This is a genomic window from Rouxiella sp. S1S-2 (genome assembly GCF_009208105.1).
Lineage (GTDB): Bacteria > Pseudomonadota > Gammaproteobacteria > Enterobacterales > Enterobacteriaceae > Rouxiella.
The window spans coordinates 3193920-3216041 of the sequence record NZ_WFKL01000001.1; the positions used below are offsets into that span (position 1 = coordinate 3193920).

Genomic DNA, 22122 nt, shown 5'->3' on the forward strand with positions numbered 1-22122 from the left:
TAATATTTTATATTTCACGGTAATCATTCATGCTTTTCAACAGCAGGGAACGCAGCACGACGCTGCGCGAGGCGGCATTCAAACACACTTTCCCCCTTACTTTAGTGGCATTAGCGGTGCATGTGCTGGTCAATCCGGCGCTGGCACAGGCGGCCGAAATCACTCTCAGCGCGCCCTCAACGCCTGATGTGATGGTGGTCAATGCCGCGAATGATGACTCCGGCGGCGACCAGCAGGATTACAGCGTAAAAACCACCACTGCGGGCACTAAGTTGCTGCTGACTCCTCGCGACGTGCCGCAGTCGTTAAGTGTTATCACCCAGCAGCGCATGCAGGACCAAAACCTGCAAACGGTGGGCGACGTACTGAATAACACCACCGGCGTCTCGCCTTATATTTATGACAGTGAGCGCTCAAGCTATTATTCACGTGGGTTTATTATTAACAACTACACCTTCGACGGCATTCCGACCTCCGTTAATAATGTGTGGAACTTCGGTGATGCCGGTGATGACACGGCCATTTATGACCGTATTGAAGTGGTACGCGGCGCGACCGGACTGATGACCGGTGCGGGAAATCCGTCGGCTTCGGTGAACATGGTGCGCAAGCAGGCCGACAGCAAAGATTTTACTGGCAATATCAGCGCCAGCTACGGCAGCTGGAACAAACAGCGCTACGTGCTGGACGTCTCTGGTCCGCTGAATCAGGAAGGGACAGTGCGCGGCCGCGTGGTCGCCGGTTATCAGGACCAGGACAGCTGGCTTGACCGCTACCACAGAAACAAAAAGTTTATTTATGGCGTGGTGGACGCCGACGTGAGCGACAGCACGACCCTCTCCCTCGGCTACAGTTTCCAGGAAGACCACACCGGCAATCCGACCTGGGGCGGACTGCCAAGCTGGTATAGCAACGGCAATCGTACTCACTACAGTCGCAGTACCAGCCCGTCGGCAGACTGGGCGCACTACGATATCAACTCGCGCAAAATTTTTGCTAATCTCACGCACAACTTCGACAACGGCTGGAACTTCCGCCTGAATGCGACGCACGCCGAATCAAAGTTCGACGACAAGTTGCTTTATGCCGAAGGCTTCCCGGATGAAATCACCGGTGAAGGGGTCAGCGGCTATGGCAGCAAAGACCGCGGAACCCGCAGGCTAGACTCGGTGGACACCTACGCCAGCGGGCCGTTTGAACTGCTGGGCCGTCAGCATCAGATGGTGGCAGGCGTGACCTACAGCCGTCAGCACAATGTCTATTCGAGCGCCGCAGCGGACATCTCCAGCGACGACATTGGCGATTATAATAATCTTAACGGCAACCTGGCCGACCCTCAGTGGAGCGACTGGGAGCCGGTTTCCGACGACATTGTGCGTCAAAAAGCAGTCTACACCGCCCTGCGCTTCTCACTGACCGATCCGCTTTCTCTGATCGTTGGCGCACGCTATACCCAGTACAGCACGATGGGCACCAGTGCAGAGATGACGAAAAACAACATCACGCCCTACGCTGGCGTAGTTTACGACATTAACGACACCTGGTCGGCCTACGCCAGCTACACCTCTATTTTCCAGCCGCAGTCCTACCGCGACGAATCAGGCAACTATCTCGCCCCGACCACCGGTAAAAACTACGAGACCGGCCTGAAATCGGCCTGGCTGGATGGCCGACTCACCGCGACCTTCGCCGTGTTTCGCATCGAGCAAGACAATTTAGGTCAGGAGATAGACGGCGGATTCGTCAACGGTACCAGTGAGCAGGCCTACTACGCGGCAAAAGGCGTGGTGAGCAAAGGTGCAGAGTTTGAGCTTAACGGCGCGGTTACCGACAATTTGCAGATGACTTTCGGCGCGACCCGCTATGTGGCGACCGACGCGACCGATGGCCGCCCGAATGCGTTTGTTCCGCAAACGACCTTCAAGCTGTTTAGCCGTTATACCCTGCCAATGCTGCCGCAGTTGACCGTCGGCGGGGGTATAAACTGGCAAAACCGCACCTATCAGGACGCCGTCGCACCTTCTGGAGATACCGTGCGCATCTTCCAAAGCAGTTATCCGCTGGCGAGCCTGTTTGCCCGTTATCAAGTGACAAAGCAGCTTGCGCTACAGGCCAACATCGACAACCTGTTTGACCGAACGTATTACAGCTACTTGAGCGATCAGGGCGTGTATGGCGAACCGCGCAGCGCCACTGTCAGCGTGTCATACTCATTCTGATTGAACGGCGAGAGGGAGCTAAAGCAAATTAATGGATATCGCCCCCTCTCGCGCCAAGGCTAAATACGCTTAAAAATCAGAAAAAAATCTCTGACATATTAATTTAATAATTTAAAACTATACCGCACTGTACAGTTTTGTTAGTTTACTTATCTCCCCAAGTTCATGCATAAATTCCTGCGTTGGGTATCGACATCCAGGCACTTTATTTCACCTTTTAAGGGCACATTAATGATCGAAGATAGCACCCTTGGTCCACAGACACCGGAGAGTGTTCTGGCATTGGAAGAAGATGGACGCATTGATGGAAAAATCGCGCTGGTAACCTGCGCAGGGGGTGGGGTTGGAAGAGTGCACGCTATGTTGTTGGCATCACGCGGCGCGTCGGTGATTGTCGCCGACCACAGTCTGAACGACGGCGAACAGACCGCCGATGATATTCGTTCAGCGGGAGGACGCGCCATTGCTGTAGCGGTGGATATTACGGTTAAATCTCAGGCACGGATGTTGGCTAAATATGCCAGCGGAATATTTGGCGAGCTGGATATTTTGGTTAATAGCGCCGGTTCAGCGTATATTCTACGCGACATTGAAGGGCAGCATGACGGCCACCTTGAGACATTGTTTACCTATAATGTCAGTGCCCCACTCTGTGCGGGTAATAAACGCGTTTGTGCTGGGTGACAGGTAGACATTCCTATGCCTGCTTTAGCGCCCCCTCGGCAGTGGGAAATAATCACCACTGCCGCGTGAAACACTGTCTCTAAATCAAAAATAGTGCGTTCAATATATATCGCTAGTGCTCTTGATCGCAGAAAGACCGAGGTTGGATCTAAAATCTTCCCCGAAATAGTCTTCATCAATCAGTTGTCTTTTTCTAAGCTCCGGTAATAATCCGTTTAGCAATAAATCCTCCTGATCGGGCTGACCTAAGCCGTGCAAAGAAATAACGTCAAGCACGCCTGCGCGATAACGCTCTTCGATAGCATCTGCCAGGGTTTCAGGGGTTCCCGCCACGTACCAATGGCCCGTTTCCTGCGCCTGAATAATCAATTCCCTCAGCGTAAGTCCCTGCAGCGCAAAGCGTTTAAAAATGTCTGCCCTGCCACGACGACGATTAATTAATCCCACTTCTGGCAAAAACTTAGGCGGAATGGGCTGATCCAGCGCGAAGTCACGTAGGTCAATCTCACCGCCCAGCATATCAGCCACCTTCAGCTTGCCCTGCTGGTAGTCGATCCGTTCATGCTTTTCACGCAGACGCCGCGAAACGTCGGTCGCACTTTCACCAATCACCGAGTGGAACGAATTCATGATTAACGGCTTATTCTCATGACGGCCGTAGGCATTGGCGTGCTGATGTACACGCTCGACAAAGCCCAGTGCGTCGTTAAGCGTTGGCTGCGAGGTGTAGATAACCTCGGCATAACGCGCACCAAGAATCAGCCCCTCATCAGACTGACCTGCCTGAAACTGCACCGGACGGTGCTGCGGCGACGGCGGCACGTTCAGCGGGCCTTTCACCTGAAAGAAGGTTCCGCGATGGTCAATAGGATGCAGTTTACGCGGATCAATGCTGATAGAACCGCTGCTGGCACGCCTTACCGCAGCAGGATCGTTAGCATCAAACAGCGCATTAATGACCTCGATAAACTCCGTGGCGCGAGCATAGCGGGTCGCGGGATCCGGCAGGGAAATATCGCCAAAGTTCTCCTCGCCCACTGATGAAGTTACCGCGTTCCAGCCAGCACGACCGCCGCTAACATGGTCCAGGGTACCAATTAGTCTGGCGAGGTTGTACGGATGTTGATAAGTGGTCGACACCGTAGCAATCAGGCCAATGTATTCAGTGACCTGACTGAGAGCAGCAAGCGCAATGATCGGATCCTGACTGCCGGTAGAACCTGCCAGCCCATCGGGGTCGGCCTGCAGCAGGTCGGCGGTAAACAGGCCGGTTATTTTCTCTTTTTCGGCAATTTTGGCGAGCGAAGCTGCACGTGAAATGCCAGAACGACGCTTGTCATCATTCGATGCATAGACCACGCTCCCTGCCCCTACCAGGGTCTTTAGACGCCTGCGAGTTTGGTTACTCAAACTGAACTCCTTTTTTCACTCAAAAGTAAGTTTCAAAATAGAGATAAGAGATTTTTAAGCTACGAAGAAAAAAGCATTTTGTTTCTACAAAAAATAATAAGTCGGCAATTTCCATCTATGACCTTTTATCGCTATGTATAGCAATATTCGTTATTTCATCTTCCTTTTGATTTGGTTTGTTATGAGCCTAATCGCATCTTTTAAGGTTTGTTCCACGCCGATGCGAGCCTCAAATCAAAAAATAAAAAAGGAATAAAATATGCACAACAATCGCCGGGTTAGCGCAGTGGCGTTAGGGCTGTCATTCGCCCTGTTAACAGGGAGTTCATCCGTTTGGGCCGCCGAAAATGCACCCACTCAGGGCGGAACACTGATTTATCTCGAACAGCAGGCACACACCAATCTTTATCCACCGGCGGGCGGCTTTTACCCCAACGGCGGCATACTGAATCAAATTACCGACAAGCTGACTTATCAGAATCCGCAGACCCTGCAAGTCGAGCCGTGGATTGCGGAGTCCTGGACCACCAACGCTGATAAAACCCAGTACACCTTCAAACTGCGTCCCGGTGTCACCTTCTCGGACGGCACACCCCTGGACGCCAACGCAGTGGCCAAAAACTTCGACACCTATGGCTTGGGCAATAAAGAGCATCACCTGCCCGTTTCAGAGGTTATTAATAATTACGACCACAGCGAAGTTATCGACCCTCTGACAGTTAAGTTCTACTTTAAAAAGCCGTCGCCGGGATTCCTGCAAGGCACCGCGACCATCGGTTCAGGCCTGGTTTCGCTGAGCACGCTGGCACGTAACTTTGATGCCCTCGGCGACGCTCGCCATATCATCGGTTCAGGACCTTTTGTGGTCAGTGCGGAAACGCTGGGCCGTGAAGTCGATTTAACCGCCCGCAAAGACTATAACTGGGGGCCTAAAAACCTCAAACAGCAGGGCCGTGCCAATCTTGACGGCATTAAAGTGATCGTCACCGGCGAAGACAGCGTCAGAATTGGCGCACTGCTGGCCGGTCAGGCGGACTTTATTCGTCAGGTGCAGGCCTTTGATGAAAAACAGGCCGCAGAGAAAAAATTCCCAATTTATGCGCCCTCAACGCGCGGCGTGAACGACGGCATCTCATTCCGTCCTGATAACCCGCTGGTGGCCGAGCTGAAAGTTCGCCAGGCGCTGCTGCACGGCGTTGACAGCAAACAGATTGTCTCCACCCTGTTCTCCCCTAACTATCCGCAGGCCACCTCGGTCATCGCCGCGTCGGCTGCGGGCTACGTCAATCTCAGCGACAAGCTGAAGTATGACCCTGAGCTGTCTAAAAAGCTGCTCGACGAAGCGGGCTGGAAACCAGGTCCAAACGGCATCCGTCAAAAAGACGGCAAACCACTGTCACTGACCATTTATGAGTCCCTGCCACAGCCGCAGAACAAAGAGGTTTTGCAGTTAGTGGCCCAACAGTGGAACCAGATAGGCGTCAAGTTGACCATTTTGGCCGGTGACGCAGGCAGCCGAGTTGCCGACAGCCTTGACCCGTTGAAAACACCGGTCAACGTAGTGGAAGTGGGCCGCGCCGACCCTGATGTCATCAAAAGTGAATTTTACCCCACCAACCGTGACGCCCTGCTCCAGCTTGGCGGTCTGAGCAGCAAAGTCAAAAGCTTTAAGGATGACAAGTTGAATGCGCTGCTGGTGGATATCTCGGCCGAAGTTGACCCGCAAAAACGTCTGGCGTTGGCCGGCGATGCGCAGCGCTATCTGCTGGAGCAGGCCTATGACATTCCTATTTTTGAAGAGCCGCAGGTGTTTGCCGGTGCGCCTTATCTGCACGACGTGAGTTTTGAAGCCGTGGGTCGCCCAAGCTTCTACAGCGCGTGGCTGGCCAAACATTAATATCCGGAGTAGACGATGAGCCGATATTTTAGCGGACGCATTGGTCAGGCCCTGTTAGTGCTCTGGGCGGCATTTACCCTGTCGTTTGTGCTGCTGCAGGCGCTGCCCGGTGACGCCATCCTTATCAAGTTTCAGGATCCGTCGATGGGCCTGAGTCCGGCGCAAATCGAAGAGATGCGTGCGGCGTATGGCGCTGACCTGCCGCTGTGGCAACAGTATTTGCATACGCTTGGCAGCTTCCTGCACGGTGACTTCGGTTTTTCGATTCAGGCCGGCGTTCCCGTGACTCAGCTGTTGGTCAGCAATTTCCCTCCCACCCTGCGTCTGGCGATACTCGGCTTTCTGCTGGCGGTGGCACTGGCGGTGTTTATCGCGTTTGCCTCTAACCTGCTGCCGCTGCGCTGGTTGAAGTCAGCGCTGCTGGGGCTACCTGCGCTGTTTATTTCGGTTCCCACCTTTTGGCTGGGTATTGCGCTGATCCAAGTGTTTTCATTTCGCTTGGGATGGATACCGGTTATCAACCCTGGCGAGTGGCTGGGGCTAATTCTGCCGGTGGTCACGCTGGCGGTGCCTATCAGCGCCCCGCTGGCACAGATTCTTATCCGTAGCATCGACAAAGTACAGACCCAGCCTTTTGTTTCCGTTGCCCGTGCCAAAGGCGCGAGCCGCAGTCGCGTGCTTTGGCGCCACGTCGCGCGCAACGCCATGCTGCCCGCGCTGACGATTGCCGGGCTGCTGTTTGGCGAGCTGATTGCCGGTGCATTGGTCACGGAAACAGTATTTGGATTGAACGGTATCGGCCAATTGACCCAGCAGGCGGTGAATAATCAGGATTTAGCCGTGCTGCAAGCGATTGTGGTGATTTCCGCCACCGCCTATGTGGCCATCAATCTGCTGGTCGATTTAGTTTATCCGCTGCTCGACCCACGCTTGAAACCGTCCGTCGGAGTAACCTCATGAGCAGTTTGCCGTTAAGTAAAAATAATAGTGCCGAAAATACCCAGCTGGCGGCGTTTCCACCGGCTTCATCTCGGCGTTTTTCCAGCGTTCAACCCACGCTGATTCTGGCGTGGGTGGTAATTTTGGTGGTGATCCTGTGGGCAATTGCACCCCAGTTATTTACCCCCTACAGCGGCACTGAAGGCATCGCCGGTGCGCAGCGACTGGCTCCGGGTGCGGGCCACTGGCTGGGCACTGACCAACTTGGCCGCGACCTTTATGCACGCATTGTCTACGGCGCATCCCATTCGCTTTCTGGCGCACTGGTTGCGGTATTCCTGGGCCTGCTGTTGGGTAGCGCGCTGGGATTGGCCGCCGCTTCGATAGGCGGCTTAACCGACACTGTGGTTATGCGCATTGTCGACGTACTGCTGTCTATCCCTAGCCTGCTGCTTTCACTGAGTGTGATTATTCTGCTCGGGTTTGGCACCGTACATGCGGCGATTGCCGTAGGGATTACCTCGATTGCCAACTTTGCCCGATTGGCGCGATCTGAAGCCGTTTTGGTGCGCCAAAGCGACTATGTTGAAGCGGCTTACGGCAGCGGCGGCACCTTCATATCGGTACTGTGGCGGCACATTCTGCCCAACTCGCTGACCTCGGTCATCGCCTTCTCGGCCCTGCAGTTTGGTAACGCCATTTTGTCTATTTCAACGCTGAGCTTTCTTGGTTACGGCACACCGCCGCCAACGCCGGAGTGGGGACTGTTGATTGCTGAAGGCCGCAACTACATTTCAACCGCCTGGTGGCTTACTACGTTCCCCGGCATCGTGGTTATTCTCACCGTTTTGGCCGCTAACCGCATCAGCCAGTCATTTCGGAGAACACGCTAATGAGCCAGGCAACGTTTAACGCCTCCCTCAATGCACCGCAGCCGGTGCTTGAGCTGAAAGACGTCTCGATTGTATATCGCAGCGGTCACCAGTCTACCCGCGTGGTCGAGCAGGTCTCCTTCTCGATTCTGCCCGGTGAAGTGGTGGCATTGGTGGGCGAGTCGGGTTCGGGTAAGACGACCACCGCGCAGTCAATCATTGGATTGCTGGCCGAAAATGGTCATATCGAGCACGGCAGCATCTTACTTAACGGCACCGACATCAGCCGCTGGTCCTCACGCCGTCTCGACAGCCTGCGCGGCTCAAGCATCAGTCTGATCCCGCAAGACCCGACCAGCTCGCTGAATCCGGTAAAGACAGTCGGTGAACAGGTCGCAGAAGTGCTGAAGATTCACCGCAAAATGTCGCGCAGGGACCGAGATGCCCGCGTGGTTGAACTCCTGACCCGCGTCGGCCTGAGTCATCCCGAGCAGCGTGCCAAACAATATCCGCATCAGCTTTCTGGCGGCATGAAACAACGCGTGCTGATCGCTATCGCGATTGCGCTGCAGCCGGCACTGATCATTGCCGATGAACCCACCAGCGCGCTGGACGTGCGGGTCCAAAAACGTATTCTCGACCTGATTGACGCACTGCGCCTCGAATTTGGTACTGCCGTGCTGTTTGTCACCCATGATTTGGCGCTGGCCGCCGAACGTGCCGACCGCCTGCTGGTGTTTCGCAAGGGGAAAGTTCAGGAACAGGGTATTACCGCCGAAGTACTGCGATCGCCAAAAAGTGATTACACCCGGCAGCTGTTTACCGATGCGCCAGCGTTAACGCCGCGCACCGGCTCAGCGCTGCCCCGCCCTGTCCAAAGCACCGAGAGTGCCATTGTGGTCCGCAACGTCAGCAAGCATTTCTCACTTGGCGCTAAAAATGCGCCGGCGTTTCGCGCCCTCGACAACGTGTCGTTTCAGGTCACGCGCGGCACTACGCACTCGCTGGTGGGTGAGTCAGGGTCGGGTAAAACCACGCTAGCGCGCCTGCTGCTGGGATTTCAACGCCCCGATGGCGGTCAGCTGTTTGTTGACGGCGTAGACATTGCCCTGCTCTCCGGTGAAGCCCTGCGTCAGGCGCGCAGGAAAATTCAGCTGGTTTATCAGAACCCGTTTGCCTCGCTCGACCCTTCACAAACGCTGTTCAAAGTGATTGAGGAGCCACTGCTTAACTATTTCAAGCTGAGCCGCGAGGAGCGTCAGTTGCGGGTACATGAAATAGCCGAACGCGTCGCGCTGCCCATTGAGCTGCTGCAGCGTAAACCGCACGAGCTTTCCGGCGGCCAGCGCCAGCGCGTGGCCTTGGCGCGGGCACTTATTCTTGAACCGCAGGTGCTGGTGCTCGATGAAGCCACCTCGGCGCTAGACGTTACCGTGCAGGCGCAGATTTTACGTTTACTGGTGCAGCTGCAGCAGGATTTGGGCCTGACCTATCTCTTCATCTCTCACGACTTGGCTACCGTACGCCAGATTTCACACACCGTATCGGTGCTGAACCAGGGAAAACAGGTTGATTACGGCGACGTTGAATCCCTGTTCTCTGACCCTACCGATGCTTACACCCGGGAACTTTTAAGCGCCATTCCTGGGTTTTCGCCTTTGCACGTTGCAGAACCTTCAGCAACCAAGGAGTTTGTATGAGCCAAGCGGCCTCTAAAATCAGCCCTAAACGACTGGGATTCTTTACCCGCCTGCTGGACGACACCAGTGCACAGGAGCGGTACAGACTGGCAACCGAACAAATTGCCCACGCCGAGCAGCAGGGATTTGACTCGGCCTGGATAGCACAGCACCATTTTCATCGCGATGAAGGCGGCCTGCCTGCGCCGCTGGTTTTTCTTGCCTACGTGGCGGCCAATACGCGCCACATTCGCCTCGGCACCGGCGTGATTACGCTGGCAATGGAAAATGCGCTGCGCGTGGCTGAAGACGCCTCGGTGCTGGACTTACTCTCGGGTGGCAGACTGGAAATTGGCCTCGGCTCTGGGGGTACGGCCTCCTCGTTTATTCCCTTTGGCCTAAATATCGACACGCGCGGTGAGGCCTTCGGCAAAAACCTCGACATTCTCCGTCACGCTTGGGCGGGCAAGGCGTTGGAAGGTGAAGGCAACCAGCTTTATCCACCCGCCCAGCACTTAAACCGCCGCGTTTGGCAGGCCACCTTCTCACCCGAAGGCGGTGCGCGTGCGGGTGCCGCGGGTGATGGGCTGATGCTGTCACGCACCCAGCCACGCCCCGAGGGACAGCAGGATTTACCGCTGGACGTGCTGCAAAACAAAATTATTGATGCCTATCTTGAGGCGCTGCCCGCGGGCGTTGAGCCGCGTATTCTCGGTTCTCGCACCGCGTTTGTCAGCGACGACGCCGATGAGGCTAGAAGACTGGCGGCAAAAGGATTGAAGCGACAGGCCGACGGCGCACGTGCGGCGGGAAATCGCTTTAGTGGCAATACCCTCGACGAGCACATCGCCGCCTTTGACGTGCATCTGGGCACAGCAGATCAGGTTATCGCCTCTCTGCAACGCGATACCGCACTGGCACGCGTCACCGATTTGGCGTTTCAGGTGCATTCAATCGATCCGCCGCATCCGTATATTTTGCGCTCGATTGAGCTTATCGCCAAAAAAGTGGCCCCGGCGCTGGGCTGGGTTCGCCGCACGCCGAAAAATATTGCCAAACCTCAACCACTTCATCAGGAACTCTCAAGGGAAACGCTATGACTTCTGCATTTAACCCCACCGATCTGCTGGCAACACTTGCAGAAATCGAGCCAGAATCAGCGCTTGCGCAGGCGCGTGAAACCCGCGATGCGGCCACGGAGCACACGCAGGGAAGCTACAACGCACTGTTTAACAGTAATGAAAACCTCACCGACTTTCCGCTGCATGAACGCCTGTCGCTGGCGCAACAGATTGCCCGCTGGCACGGTGACATACAGCTGGGCGCCCACTATGCCGAACGCCTAAACGCGCTGCAGTCTGATGCTCCCGTGTCGCGCAGTCGCCAGCAAACGGCTCTGGCACACGCTGAGCGGCTGAGCTTTAAACCGGCCAACGCCACCGCAGAGCATCTTGAAGAACTACAAAAAGCCGGTTGGACGCTAAACGCAATTGTGACACTGTCACAACTCATTGCTTTCGTCAGTTTCCAAAGCCGCCTGCTGCGCGGTTACCGCTTAATCAACGGTAAATCCACTGACAATAATGGCCCTCATTCGGTCGGTGCTGCGTTTTGGCGCACCGATGCCAAAACGCACTCGGGTAAAAACGCCCCCCCGGCCTTTACCCAGGACGAGCTTAACTGGGAGCCTTGGATAGCCTCAAAGCCGCTGAAAGACTTCAATGCGGAACAGCAGGAAACGCTGGCGCGCTTTGGCCACTCAGACTCCGACTACTTCCGCCTGCTGGCGCGTAATTTACCGGTGCTGGAGCAGCGTACGCTGACCGACAAAGGCATTTTCTTCACCCCAGGCGGATTGCCGCGCAAAGACCGTGAACTTGCCGCCGCAGTAGCCAGCAAGATTAACGGCTGCATTTTTTGTGCCTCCGTGCACGCCCGCAAAGCAGGACAACTGTCGAAAAATCCTGAAGCCGTTCAGCGCCTGCTGGACACGCCGCCGGGAGAGAGTTTAAGCCATGGTCAGGAAGCAAGATGGCAGGCAGAAATCGACTTTTCTGCCGCGCTTTCTGCCACACCGTCCACGGCCAACGCGCAGCAAATTCAGCAATTGAGAACGCTTGGGTTGAGCGACCTCGAGCTGCTGGATCTTGTGCAATCCACGGCGTTCTTCGCCTGGGCAAACCGATTGATGCTGACCTTGGGTGAGCCTTTCGAGAAATAAGAAAAAAACAAAAACAGGGTTTTATAAACTTTTGATGGAGTCGTTAATGAAGATAAGCAAACAGCAATGGAAATTAAACCAGGTAGCCAAACTGGTATCAGCCTTGGTATTAGTGATGGCGGCAGGCCCGTCATTTGCCGCAGAAACGCCGGTTCAGGGCGGTACGCTTAACGTTGCGCTGGGTAGCGATACGCCGATCATTGACCCGTCAATTACCGGGCAATCAGTAACGGCGCTTATTGACCGCAACGTGGTCGACTCGCTGGTAGGTCAGGCGGAAGATAACCGCTTCACCCCGTGGCTGGCATCAAGCTGGGAGGTGAATGAAAATCACACCGACTATGTGTTCCATCTGCGCAAAGACGTGACCTTCAGCGACGGCACTAAGCTCAATGCCGAGGCGGTGAAATATAATCTGGAACGTATTCTCGACCCTAAAACCACCTCGAGCTACTCTAAATCTTTGTTAGGGCCGATTAAAACCATCACTACGCCAGATGAGTACACCGTTGCTATCCACTACGACACACCGTTTGCTCCGCTGTTGCAGGGATTAAGCTTGCCGTATCTGGGCATTCAGTCGCCGACTTACCTTAAGAATACCCCGAACACCACCAATACCGTGGTCGGTTCCGGTCCGTTTATTCTCAAGTCGTTTGTTAAAGGCAGCGGCAGCCAGCTGACTCGCCGTGCAGACTATCATTGGGGACCGGGGTACGCGGCACACACTGGCCCGGCCTATCTCGAAGCCATCAACTTCAAATACCTGCCGGAGTCTTCGGTGCGTCTTGGTGCGCTGACCAGCGGTCAAATTCAGGCGATTGACGCCGTGCCACCGGTGAACGCCAAAACGGTGAAAACCAATCCGGCGCTTGACGTGAAAACCAAAGAGAACCCGGGAATTGTGCGGGTGCTGTACCTCAACACCTCCAAGGGTCCTTTTACCGATCTGAAGGTTCGTCAGGCATTTTTAACCGCTGTCGATCCCACCTCAGCAGTAAAAGTGGCATTCTTTGGTACGGTCAAAGCGGCCAACAACGTTCTGGGTCCACAGACGCAGTATTACGATCCGGCGGTTGCCAAACTGTGGGGCTTTGACCTGAGCAAGGCCGAGAAGCTGCTCGACGAAGCGGGCTGGACCCGCAAAGACTCCGCCGGTATTCGCACCAAAGACGGCAAACCATTGACCGTTGATTTCGTGTATGACCCAACCACGCTTGAAAGCTCCGACGTCACCTTATTCCAGGCGATTCAATTCCAGGTTAAAAAAGCCGGTATCGATCTTAAGCTGGATCCGGTTGACTCTGGTGGCTTTACCGATCGCACCAACAACAATCAGTACGATGTCGTGTCAAACTTCTATGTGCGTGCCGAGCCGGATATTTTACGCACCGTGTTCCACTCAAACTACACCCCGCCTAAAGGCTCAAACTACAGCCACATTAGCGCATTGGATGCCAAACTGAGCGAAGCCGTTGGTGCACCGGATGCGCAGCGTAAGCAGCTGTATTCCGATATTCAGCATCAGATTATCAGTCAGGCTTACGTCGTGCCTTTATACGTGCCGGCCTATCAGTTGGGCATATCCAAAAAGGTTCACGGTGTCAGTTGGGCAACCAACGCCAAGCCTAATTTTTATGATGCCTGGCTGAGCCATTAATATGCTTTGGACTGCAACACAACGTCTTTTCACCATCCTGGCCGTGCTTTGGGGCGCGGCCACCCTCACGTTTATTGCCCTCAAGATGATACCCGGCGATCCGGTGTCTATTCTCAGCGGCGGTGCCAACGTGGTGGACGATGCTTTTCGCGCCCAGCTGACCCATGAATTCGGGTTGGACCAGCCGCTGTGGCTGCAATATCTGCACTACTGCGGTCAGGCCCTGCTGGGCAATTTTGGACAGAGTTATCAATACCGCGAGCCGGTGATCGGTGTGATTATTGATGCCCTAAAACAAACACTGGTACTGGCGGTGAGTGCTTTGGCTCTGGCGCTGGTATTGGCTATTCTCAATGCGTTAGCGACGGCTGGGCGCTGGCGCTATCTGAGAACCTTCTTTGCCGGACTGGAACTGTGCCTGTTGAGCACGCCGGTTTACTGGCTAGGCATTATTCTACTCAGCGTGTTCAGTTTTAAGATGCATTGGTTCCCGGTCATGGGCAACGACGGTTGGCGCTCGCTGGTGCTGCCGGTTATTACCCTCAGCCTGCCACTGGCGGCGATACTGAGTCAGATTCTGCGAGACGGTTTGGAAGAGGCCCTTTCACAGCCGTTTGCGCTGACGGTGCGCGCACGCGGGGCGGGGGAAACGCATCTTCGCCTGCGTCACGGCCTGCGTCATGCGGCACTGGCGGCTTCAACGCTGACCGGCACTATGCTGGCCAACGTGCTTAGCGGGTCCATTCTGACAGAAACGGTATTTGGCCGCGCAGGGATTGGCAAAATCACCCTGCAGGCAATTGCTAGTCGCGATATGCCGCTGGTACTGGGCATTGTGATGCTTTCCGCTCTGCTCTTCGTTGTTATTAACCTGCTGGTCGATGCCGCCTATCTGGTGGTCGATCCGCGTCTGCGCAAAAGGACCCCTTGAACATGAGCAGCGATCCTTTACTGGTGTTTTCACGCCAGTCCATTAAACAGCGCAGCGGTAATCCGTGGTTGTTACCCAAAACCTTGATACCGGCGGCCGTCGTGCTGCTGCTTATCGTGACCGTCATCTTTCCGCAGTGGTTTACCCCGCTAAAGCCCGATGATATGGACATGGACGCCGTACTCGCCGCACCGACTCTGCACCACTGGTTTGGTACTGATTCACTGGGGCGCGACGTTTTTGCCCGCGTGGTTTACGGCTCCGCGCTGTCACTCAGTATTGGTCTGGGTGCGACCGCCATTGCCTGTGCCGGGGGCATGGCGCTGGGTCTGCTCACCGCGCTGGCGCCGATGGCTATCCGACGCGTGCTGGTACGCCTGCTGGATATTTTGCTGGCCTTCCCTGAACTGTTGCTGGCCCTGCTGGTGATTGCGGTGCTGGGACGCGGGCCTACCAACACGCTGCTTGCAGTAGGATTATCCGGTATTGCCAGCTATGCCCGCCTGCTGCGGTCCCAGGTATTGCAGGTGAAGCTTTCGGGCTATGTCGAACACTCAGTGGCGCTGGGCGAGTCGTCGTTAAGCATTATTTTTCGTCATATTTTACCCAACACGCTGCGGCCACTGCTGATTTTAGCCACCATTGGCGTGGGTCAGTCGGTGCTTACCGCGTCATCGCTCAGCTTTTTAGGCCTTGGCGTCGTGCCGCCCACCGCCGAATGGGGTGCGCTGCTGGCCGACGGACGCGATTATCTCGATGTGGCGCCGTGGATAAGCCTGCTGCCGGCAACCGTGGTTGCGCTGTCGGTTATCGCGATCACTTTGTTCGGGCGTCGTCTACAAACTATTTTGGCAAAAGGGGCCTAAATGTTATGACCCTCAATACGAACGCCTCCTCTCCCCTGCTTATCGTTGAAGACCTGCAGGTTGATTTTCATCAGCCGCAGGGAAACGTTCAGGCCGTAAAAAGTATCTCGTTTCAGGTTAACCCGGGTGAAATAGTGGCGCTGGTCGGCGAGTCCGGCTCAGGAAAATCGGTTACCGCCCGCACGCTGGTCGGTCTCGCGGGTGACAATGCCAATGTACGCGCACGCCTCCTGAGTCTCACGGCGCACGATGGAACGCAAAAAAATCTTTTGGCCCAAAGTGCTGCCGACTGGCAGGCGCTTCGCGGTCGCGAAATCGGCTTTGTTTTGCAAGATGCCTTGGTTTCACTGGATCCGCTGCGCACCATTGGCCGTGAAGTAGCTGAACCGATGCTGATTCATCGGCTTTTTGCGCGCAGCCAGGTGACCGCCCAGGTCGAATCACTGTTATCTCAGGTCGGTATTCCTGACCCGCACAATCGAATTAACCAGTATCCGCACGAGCTGTCGGGCGGATTACGTCAGCGCGCGCTTATCGCCTCTGCGCTGGCGGGCGGACCGAAACTGCTGATTGCCGATGAACCCACAACGGCGCTCGACGTTACGGTTCAGCAGCGTATTTTGGACGTATTTCGTAAATTGGCAGAGGCCGGTCACGGCGTTTTACTGATAACCCATGACCTGTCGGTCGTGGCTCAGGTCGCCGATCGCGTAGTCGTGATGCAGCACGGCGAAGGTGTTGAAAGTGGTCCTGCGGCAGAAGTTTTGGCGGCACCGGCGCATCCTTACACTCAACGTCTGCTGGCAGCCATTCCCGGCGCCCGCACTCGCGGTCGTTGGCTGTCGGGTGAACCCCCGCTGCCGGAAGTGCCTTTGACAACGCAGGAAAATGCGACCCAACGCAGCCGGGAGAGAGACGTCGCCGCGTTAGATGTTCGCAGCGTGTCGGTCGATTTCAGCCGACCCGATGGCGTGAAGCATAACGCGGTAAATCAAGTATCGCTTCAGCTGGCATGGGGGGAAACGCTGGGGTTGGTAGGTGAGTCTGGTTCGGGTAAAACCACCCTCGGCAAAGTGGTGTTGGCCCTGCAAAGTGCGCACCGAGGCGAAGTATGGCTGGCGGGTAAACCCTGGAGCAGCCTTCGTGAAGTTGAGCGTCGGCCTTCACGCGGACGGATCCAAACCATTACTCAAGATCCGCTGGGTTCGTTTGACCCGCAGTATACGGTGGAGCAGATTATTCAGCAGCCGTTAAAACTGCGAGCAAAACTGTCTCCCGCCGCGCTGCGCGCCAGAACGCTTGAACTGGTAAAACTGGTAGGCCTGCATCCCGACCTACTGCTGCGGCGTCCTCAGGCGCTGTCTGGCGGTCAACGGCAGCGGGTTTCAATCGCTCAGGCGCTGGCTTCTGAGCCAGAAATTCTGGTGTGTGATGAACCGGTTTCCGCGCTCGACGTCACCACTCAGGCGCAGGTACTGGACCTGTTGATGGCACTCCAGCGCAAACTGGGCTTGGCGATGCTGTTTATTTCGCATGACCTCGGCGTGGTGCAGCACATGAGTCATCGAATTGCGGTAATGAAAGACGGGAAGATAGTAGAAACTGGAACCACTGAAGAGATAGTCGCCTCGCCGCAGCATCCTTATACTCAAACGCTGTTGGCAAGTCTGATGGTGGCGTGAAGAATACGTAATGGAGCCGTGTCGTATGCACCTATACTCCCTTCCCCTTTGGGGGAAGGGATCACCTTATTAATACAAATACCGAGCAGGAGACCTCCACTACTTAGCTTTTAGCGGCGCTCACTGGTAGGACAGAACCGTGGTATTTTTGCAGAATAAACTCAGCGACTTGCGGTGATTCCAAATCTTTCGCCAAACGTAAAATCCGCGGGTCCGTCGCCAGCTTTTGCGAGGTAACCAGAATATTGGCGTAAGGGTTATCCTTCGCCTTCTCCAGACCCAGCGCATCTTTAGCCGGATCCAGTCCCGCCTCAAGAGCAAAGTTACCGTTGATAACCGCCAGGTCAACGTCAGGCAGCGCACGCGGGATCTGCGGAGATTCAATCTCAAGGATCTTCAGGTGCTTTGGATTACCGATAATATCCAACGGCGTTGCCAAACCTTTCAGATCGGGTTTTAGCGTAATCAAGCCCTGATCCTGCAGCAAATAGAGGCCGCGGCTAAGGTTGGTTTCATTATTTGGGATGGCCACTTTGGCTTTATCAGGCAACTGGCTGTAGTGCTTGTATTTGCTTGAATAAATTCCCAGTGGCTCGATATGCACCTCGGCAGCCACGGCAAATTTAACGCCCAATGCCTTCTCCTGCGTTGCTAAATAAGGACGGTGCTGGAAATAGTTGGCGTCAATGTCGCCATGAGCCAGCAGCTCGTTGGAATTCACGCCGCTAGGAATTTCAATCACCTTCAAATTTAAACCTGGGTCAATTTTCTGCACATAGGCAAGAATCTCGGCGTGCGGCACCGGGTCGGCCGCCACGCGCAAAGGCTCAACGGCATAGGCCGATACGGAAGCAACCAGTACCGCCGCTGCGGTAAGAGGCAAAACAAATTTTTTCAGCATGCTTATAGATCCCAGTAATGTATTTATAAAATGACGGGTGACAAAAAAACCGTTCCACTTCCTTGCCGAAAACAAGTCAGCATAGAATCAAGTGATGCTTTTTTGTTATAAGTCAGAGCATTACACAGGCCAAAAAACGACACTACCAAGAAAAATTGCTAAGTGTCTCAGGAAAATGCATAAGGTTTTCAGGTCACTATTTTCCTTATGCCACCTGTTCACAATGCTTATCAGGATATGTTACTCGTCACCGGCAGTACCCGCTGTTAACGTCGAATTCACATCAAAGATTGGAGTTAATCATGAGTACATCTTCTTCCTTACCGGTGGCAATTGTGACCGGTGGAACCAGCGGCATCGGCCTGGCTGTGGTGCATAATTTGGCTAAAGATCATCAGGTTTACGCATTAGGCAGAAATAAAGACAGTCTTGTGCAACTGCGTTTACTGCAAAACGTTGAGGCGGTGGAGATTGATTTACTGGATTTTGATGCACAGCGGCAGTTCATTAACCGGTTGGCGAAAATTAACGTGCTGGTGCATTCCGCCGCCATCTCTGAGCAAACTACGGTAGCAAAAGCCACACCGGACGTCTGGCAGAGGCAATTTTCGGTTAACGTATTTGCTCCCGCTGAATTAACCCGTCTGGCGCTGCCGGCGTTGCGCGAGCAGAACGGCCAAGTGGTATTTATCAATTCGGGATCGGGTACGCTGGCACTGCCGGGCCACACGGTGTATTCGGCGAGCAAGTTCGCGCTTAATGCGCTGGCTCACGCCCTTCGCGGGGAAGAAAGCGCCAACGGGGTACGGGTAGCTACCGTATCACCCGGCCCAACCGATACGCCAATGAACCGCAACAGCCGTCAACGAGCGGGCAACTTCGCAGAAATCGACCCGCTGGAATACAGCACGCCGGAGTCGGTAGCCAGCGCGGTTCGTCTGGTCGTTTCTGCCAGCGAAGACACACAAATTACCGACGTTAACGTCAGGCCTCGCCACGACAAGGCCAAGCGCTAATAGTGTGTTCAACTCATAAGGCGTTGTCGATATCCGTTGCAAGAGTGATTAATTTTTGCTCCTCAAGCTGCTGCAAACGGTTATTAAGCGCCGCATGAATTGAGGCATAGGCCGTACTCCCGAGGGCCAGGCGCTTTGGCATTATTTTCGCATCTACGGCGGCAATTATGGCCGCCACCGCTTTTTGAGCATCGCCGGTGATAGGGAATTTTTCTCCGTCTACGGCGCGCCTGACCTCACCGGCGGGCGTATTGTCATAGCAACTCATGGGTGTTGCTCTCTCCAGCCCAGCGGCAAAATTTGTTCCGGTAGGTCCAGGTTCAACCAGCATGAAATCGATGCCCAACGGTGCAACCTCCTGCGCTACCGATTCAACAAAACCCTCAATTCCCCACTTGGTGGCGTGATAAAGGCTAAAGTTCGGGTAAGCTATTTGCCCGCCTTCCGATGAAATCTGCACCACGCGTCCCGCCTTTTGCTCACGAAAATAAGGCAGCACGGCGCGGATCAACTGAATCGATCCGGTAAGATTGGTGGCAATTTGACGTTCAATCTGCTCGTCGTTAAGCTCCTCGGCCGCGCCAAATAGCCCGTAACCGGCGTTACTGACTACCACATCAATACGTCCCACCTTGCTGAAGGCTTCTTTCACCCGCGCTCTAATTGCCGGGGTGTTGGTCATATCCAGCGTAAGTACCTGCAAACGGTCGCCAAATTGCTCAGACAGGGCATCAAGCGTGCCCGACTTGCGCAGCGTGGCGATAACTCGGTCTCCTCGTTCAAGCAGACGTTCGGTTAACAGACGGCCAAGGCCGGTAGATGTTCCAGTAATAAACCAGGTTTTAGATATCATATTTACCTCTGTAAGAATAAATCGGCGTTGAGGTATAGATGTTAGCCCCTCTTTATTGTTACGTTAATGACCAATAAATGGGACCTACAGGTGAAATAATGTCACCAATTAACAAGCCAACGCTGGCAGAACTTAGAGCTTTCATGGCCGTTGCTGAGTACAAAAGCTTTCGCCGTGCGGCGGACATGCTCGGCGTGACGCGATCTTCACTGAGCCACGTAATGAAAACGCTGGAAGACACCCTCGGCACGCGGTTGCTGCATCGAACAACCCGCAGCGTCTCGCTTACTGAGGCGGGGGAACGACTGCTCAACAGTCTCGAACCGCTGCTTAACGGGCTGAATGTTGCGCTCGAAAACGTTTCTGGAAATCATAATCACCTGATTGGCCGACTAAGAATTAATGGGAATGAGGGCGGAATTCGCATCCTGCTCGCCAGCATCGTGCCGCAGTTCATGCAGCGTTATCCCCACGTAGAACTCGACCTGGTGGCCGAGGGGGCGCTGGTAGATATTGTTGAAGCAGGCTTTGATGCCGGGATTAGGCTCGCAGAAGCCGTGCCGAAAGACATGATTGCTGTGCGGCTGGGACCGGAGGTGCGTTTTCTTGCCGTCGCCTCGCCTGAATATCTCACGCGCTGTGGCAGGCCAATCGTACCTGACGACCTGTTACAACATCAGTGCCTCCGCCAGAGGCTGCCGAGCGGTAAACGCTACCGGTGGGAGTTTCTCAAACACGGGCAGGAGACCGCGCTGGATGTGCCCGGAATGCTGACCCTTGATAATTTGCAGTTAACGCGCGAGGCGGCCATCGACGGCCTGGGTATTGCCTATCTGCCAGACAGTTATGTCAACGAATCGCTGGCTAACGGCGCGCTGGTGGCGGTCTTGGAAGACTGGTCTCCAGCCATTGCAGGTCTGTGCCTCTACTTCCCGCAGAATCGCCATATGCCGGCAAATCTGCGCGCACTCATAGAGATTATCCGTGAAATTGATGCCGCAACGCGGTAAGATTCATCAAATTAATTAACATTTTTTCTACAAATTTTGCGCTTTAGCATCCGCGGATAATGCATCTGTCCGCACAGTTAGATATTTTAAGAAACAAATTCGCATCGCAGTCTGGTGTTTACAACATTACAATGGTCGGCAGTAAGCTGACACACTTGAAAAGTTTCCCGTTTACCAAAAAGAGACAAGTAACATGACCCAACTAAACAAGAAAATCCCTGCCACGCTAATACCAGGTGATGGTATTGGACCGGAAGTTGTTGAAGCGACTGTCAGAGTTCTCGATGCGCTTGGCCAACCTTTCGAATGGGATGTTAAGCAGGCAGGCGTTGCAGGTGTGGAAGCGGAAGGGGATCCGCTGCCGGCGAGTACATTAGCCAGCATCCGCGAACGTCGTTTAGCGCTGAAAGGTCCGCTTGCTACGCCAATCGGCGGTGGGTTCCGCTCTTCTAACGTGCGTCTGCGCGAAGAATTTGAGCTGTATGCCAACGTACGCCCTGCCAGCACCCTGGTCCCGGGCCGTTTTGAAGACATCGATTTGGTGCTGTTCCGCGAAAACTTGGGCGGTTTCTATGTCTCGCACGAATACTACATTCCGGTAGGCGATGATCCTAAAGCGGTTGCCGTTTCAACCGGCATGAATACCCGTGAGGGAAGCAAACGTATTGCTCGCTATGCGTTTGAATATGCCATTAAAAATAACCGTAAAAAAATCACTATCGTTCACAAGGCCAACATCCTGAAAGCGCTGACCGGCATTTTCCTGGAAGCGGCGCGTGAAGTGGCCAAAGAGTACGAAGGCCGCGTTGAAGTTGACGATATGATTGTTGATGCCTGTGCGATGCAACTGGTTCTGAACCCGTGGCGCTTCGATATGCTGCTGTGTACCAACCTGTTCGGCGACATTCTTTCTGACCAAATCGCCGGTCTGGTCGGTGGTCTGGGCATGGCTCCAGGTGCCAATATCGGTAAAGATGTGGCTATTTTCGAAGCCGTTCACGGCACAGCACCGGATATCGCGGGTAAAGGTCTCGCTAACCCGATCTCCTTGCTGCTGGCTGCTGCCATGATGCTTGACCACGTTGACATGAAAGACAAAGGCGATCGCCTGCGTGCTGCAATTTATGCAGTATTGAACGAAGACAACATTCGCACCGGCGACCTCAAGGGTACGGCAACGACCCGCGAATTCACCGACGCAATTTGCCGTCGTCTGGCTGACTAAGACTGCGCATAGCGTTACCCTGCCCTGTTAATGTCTTAACGGGGCAGACTTATCCCT

The 22122-nt window shown here is 54.6% G+C and carries 18 protein-coding genes; 15 read left to right on the forward strand and 3 right to left on the reverse strand.

Features of this window, described 5'->3' with window-relative positions; genetic code table 11:
• Positions 1-29: 29 nt before the first annotated feature.
• Together fhuE and GA565_RS14780 are read left to right on the forward strand one after the other, a co-directional pair.
• Entirely contained in the window at positions 30-2219 is a 2190-nt protein-coding gene (fhuE, locus tag GA565_RS14775) for a ferric-rhodotorulic acid/ferric-coprogen receptor FhuE (RefSeq protein WP_152199091.1), read from the forward strand.
• A gap of 231 nt (positions 2220-2450) precedes the next feature.
• Positions 2451-2903, forward strand: a complete 453-nt coding sequence (locus tag GA565_RS14780; protein ID WP_152199092.1) for an SDR family NAD(P)-dependent oxidoreductase — start codon at positions 2451-2453, stop codon at positions 2901-2903.
• A 99-nt stretch (positions 2904-3002) separates the two neighbouring features.
• Here GA565_RS14780 and GA565_RS14785 read toward each other — a convergent pair whose 3' ends face one another.
• Entirely contained in the window at positions 3003-4313 is a 1311-nt protein-coding gene (locus GA565_RS14785; RefSeq protein WP_152199093.1) for an NtaA/DmoA family FMN-dependent monooxygenase, read from the reverse strand.
• A gap of 259 nt (positions 4314-4572) precedes the next feature.
• Here GA565_RS14785 and GA565_RS14790 point away from each other — a divergent pair, with 259 nt between their 5' ends.
• The 10 genes from GA565_RS14790 to GA565_RS14835 all read left to right on the forward strand — a co-directional run bounded on the left by GA565_RS14790 (position 4573) and on the right by GA565_RS14835 (position 17060).
• Entirely contained in the window at positions 4573-6210 is a 1638-nt protein-coding gene (locus GA565_RS14790; RefSeq protein ID WP_152199094.1) for a TIGR04028 family ABC transporter substrate-binding protein, read from the forward strand.
• A gap of 15 nt (positions 6211-6225) precedes the next feature.
• The gene (locus GA565_RS14795; RefSeq protein ID WP_152199095.1) at positions 6226-7170 is read left to right on the forward strand and encodes an ABC transporter permease; all 945 of its coding nucleotides are present in this window, start codon (positions 6226-6228) and stop codon (positions 7168-7170) included.
• On the forward strand, positions 7167-8042 hold the full coding sequence (locus GA565_RS14800) for an ABC transporter permease (protein WP_152199096.1): 876 nt from the start codon (positions 7167-7169) through the stop codon (positions 8040-8042). The genes GA565_RS14795 and GA565_RS14800 overlap by 4 nt, the downstream gene beginning before the upstream one ends.
• Positions 8042-9721, forward strand: coding sequence for an ABC transporter ATP-binding protein (locus GA565_RS14805; RefSeq protein ID WP_152199097.1), 1680 nt, complete (start codon positions 8042-8044; stop codon positions 9719-9721). Before GA565_RS14800 ends, GA565_RS14805 begins: the two co-directional genes overlap by 1 nt.
• 17 nt (positions 9722-9738) lie before the next feature.
• On the forward strand, positions 9739-10800 hold the full coding sequence (locus GA565_RS14810) for a putative FMN-dependent luciferase-like monooxygenase (RefSeq protein WP_193311990.1): 1062 nt from the start codon (positions 9739-9741) through the stop codon (positions 10798-10800).
• Positions 10797-11921 carry an alkylhydroperoxidase domain protein gene (locus GA565_RS14815; RefSeq protein ID WP_152199098.1) on the forward strand — a complete coding sequence of 375 codons (1125 nt, stop codon included), beginning with the start codon at positions 10797-10799 and terminating at the stop codon, positions 11919-11921. The genes GA565_RS14810 and GA565_RS14815 overlap by 4 nt, the downstream gene beginning before the upstream one ends.
• 115 nt (positions 11922-12036) lie before the next feature.
• Entirely contained in the window at positions 12037-13581 is a 1545-nt protein-coding gene (locus tag GA565_RS14820; protein ID WP_370518102.1) for an ABC transporter substrate-binding protein, read from the forward strand.
• Between the two features lies 1 nt (position 13582).
• Positions 13583-14512 (forward strand): ABC transporter permease, encoded by a 930-nt coding sequence (locus tag GA565_RS14825; protein ID WP_152199100.1) that lies wholly within the window; start codon positions 13583-13585, stop codon positions 14510-14512.
• Positions 14513-14514: 2 nt separating this feature from the next.
• On the forward strand, positions 14515-15378 hold the full coding sequence (locus GA565_RS14830) for an ABC transporter permease (RefSeq protein ID WP_152199101.1): 864 nt from the start codon (positions 14515-14517) through the stop codon (positions 15376-15378).
• A 5-nt stretch (positions 15379-15383) separates the two neighbouring features.
• Entirely contained in the window at positions 15384-17060 is a 1677-nt protein-coding gene (locus tag GA565_RS14835; protein ID WP_152199102.1) for an ABC transporter ATP-binding protein, read from the forward strand.
• Positions 17061-17163: 103 nt separating this feature from the next.
• On the opposite strand, the gene GA565_RS14840 is transcribed toward GA565_RS14835, so the two are convergent.
• A complete protein-coding gene (locus GA565_RS14840; RefSeq protein ID WP_152199103.1) occupies positions 17164-17961 on the reverse strand; it encodes a MetQ/NlpA family ABC transporter substrate-binding protein in 798 nt (265 codons plus the stop codon).
• 302 nt (positions 17962-18263) lie between these two features.
• On the opposite strand from GA565_RS14840, the gene GA565_RS14845 reads away from it, so the two are divergent.
• Complete coding sequence (locus GA565_RS14845; protein WP_152199104.1) at positions 18264-18977, forward strand: SDR family oxidoreductase; 714 nt, start codon at positions 18264-18266, stop codon at positions 18975-18977.
• 13 nt (positions 18978-18990) lie between these two features.
• Here the strand turns inward: GA565_RS14845 and GA565_RS14850 are convergent, their stop codons facing one another.
• Complete coding sequence (locus GA565_RS14850) at positions 18991-19830, reverse strand: SDR family oxidoreductase (protein WP_226950972.1); 840 nt, start codon at positions 19828-19830, stop codon at positions 18991-18993.
• 107 nt (positions 19831-19937) lie between these two features.
• Between GA565_RS14850 and GA565_RS14855 the strand changes: the two genes are divergently transcribed.
• Positions 19938-20840, forward strand: coding sequence for a LysR family transcriptional regulator (locus GA565_RS14855; protein WP_226951041.1), 903 nt, complete (start codon positions 19938-19940; stop codon positions 20838-20840).
• A gap of 193 nt (positions 20841-21033) precedes the next feature.
• A complete protein-coding gene (locus tag GA565_RS14860) occupies positions 21034-22065 on the forward strand; it encodes an isocitrate/isopropylmalate dehydrogenase family protein (RefSeq protein WP_055780598.1) in 1032 nt (343 codons plus the stop codon).
• Positions 22066-22122: the final 57 nt, after the last annotated feature.

What these genes read in the sequence shown, in the direction of transcription:
- GA565_RS14830 (WP_152199101.1), top strand. Translation starts at nt 14,515, where the DNA reads ATGAGCAGCGATCCTTTACTGGTGTTTTCACGCCAGTCCATTAAACAG.
- GA565_RS14815 (WP_152199098.1), top strand. Translation starts at nt 10,797, where the DNA reads ATGACTTCTGCATTTAACCCCACCGATCTGCTGGCAACACTTGCAGAA.
- GA565_RS14845 (WP_152199104.1), top strand. Translation starts at nt 18,264, where the DNA reads ATGAGTACATCTTCTTCCTTACCGGTGGCAATTGTGACCGGTGGAACC.
- GA565_RS14795 (WP_152199095.1), top strand. Translation starts at nt 6,226, where the DNA reads ATGAGCCGATATTTTAGCGGACGCATTGGTCAGGCCCTGTTAGTGCTC.
- GA565_RS14835 (WP_152199102.1), top strand. Translation starts at nt 15,384, where the DNA reads ATGACCCTCAATACGAACGCCTCCTCTCCCCTGCTTATCGTTGAAGAC.
- GA565_RS14820 (WP_370518102.1), top strand. Translation starts at nt 12,037, where the DNA reads ATGGCGGCAGGCCCGTCATTTGCCGCAGAAACGCCGGTTCAGGGCGGT.
- GA565_RS14825 (WP_152199100.1), top strand. Translation starts at nt 13,583, where the DNA reads ATGCTTTGGACTGCAACACAACGTCTTTTCACCATCCTGGCCGTGCTT.
- GA565_RS14805 (WP_152199097.1), top strand. Translation starts at nt 8,042, where the DNA reads ATGAGCCAGGCAACGTTTAACGCCTCCCTCAATGCACCGCAGCCGGTG.
- GA565_RS14850 (WP_226950972.1), bottom strand. Translation starts at nt 19,830, where the DNA reads ATGATATCTAAAACCTGGTTTATTACTGGAACATCTACCGGCCTTGGC.
- GA565_RS14780 (WP_152199092.1), top strand. Translation starts at nt 2,451, where the DNA reads ATGATCGAAGATAGCACCCTTGGTCCACAGACACCGGAGAGTGTTCTG.
- fhuE (WP_152199091.1), top strand. Translation starts at nt 30, where the DNA reads ATGCTTTTCAACAGCAGGGAACGCAGCACGACGCTGCGCGAGGCGGCA.
- GA565_RS14790 (WP_152199094.1), top strand. Translation starts at nt 4,573, where the DNA reads ATGCACAACAATCGCCGGGTTAGCGCAGTGGCGTTAGGGCTGTCATTC.
- GA565_RS14860 (WP_055780598.1), top strand. Translation starts at nt 21,034, where the DNA reads ATGACCCAACTAAACAAGAAAATCCCTGCCACGCTAATACCAGGTGAT.
- GA565_RS14840 (WP_152199103.1), bottom strand. Translation starts at nt 17,961, where the DNA reads ATGCTGAAAAAATTTGTTTTGCCTCTTACCGCAGCGGCGGTACTGGTT.
- GA565_RS14800 (WP_152199096.1), top strand. Translation starts at nt 7,167, where the DNA reads ATGAGCAGTTTGCCGTTAAGTAAAAATAATAGTGCCGAAAATACCCAG.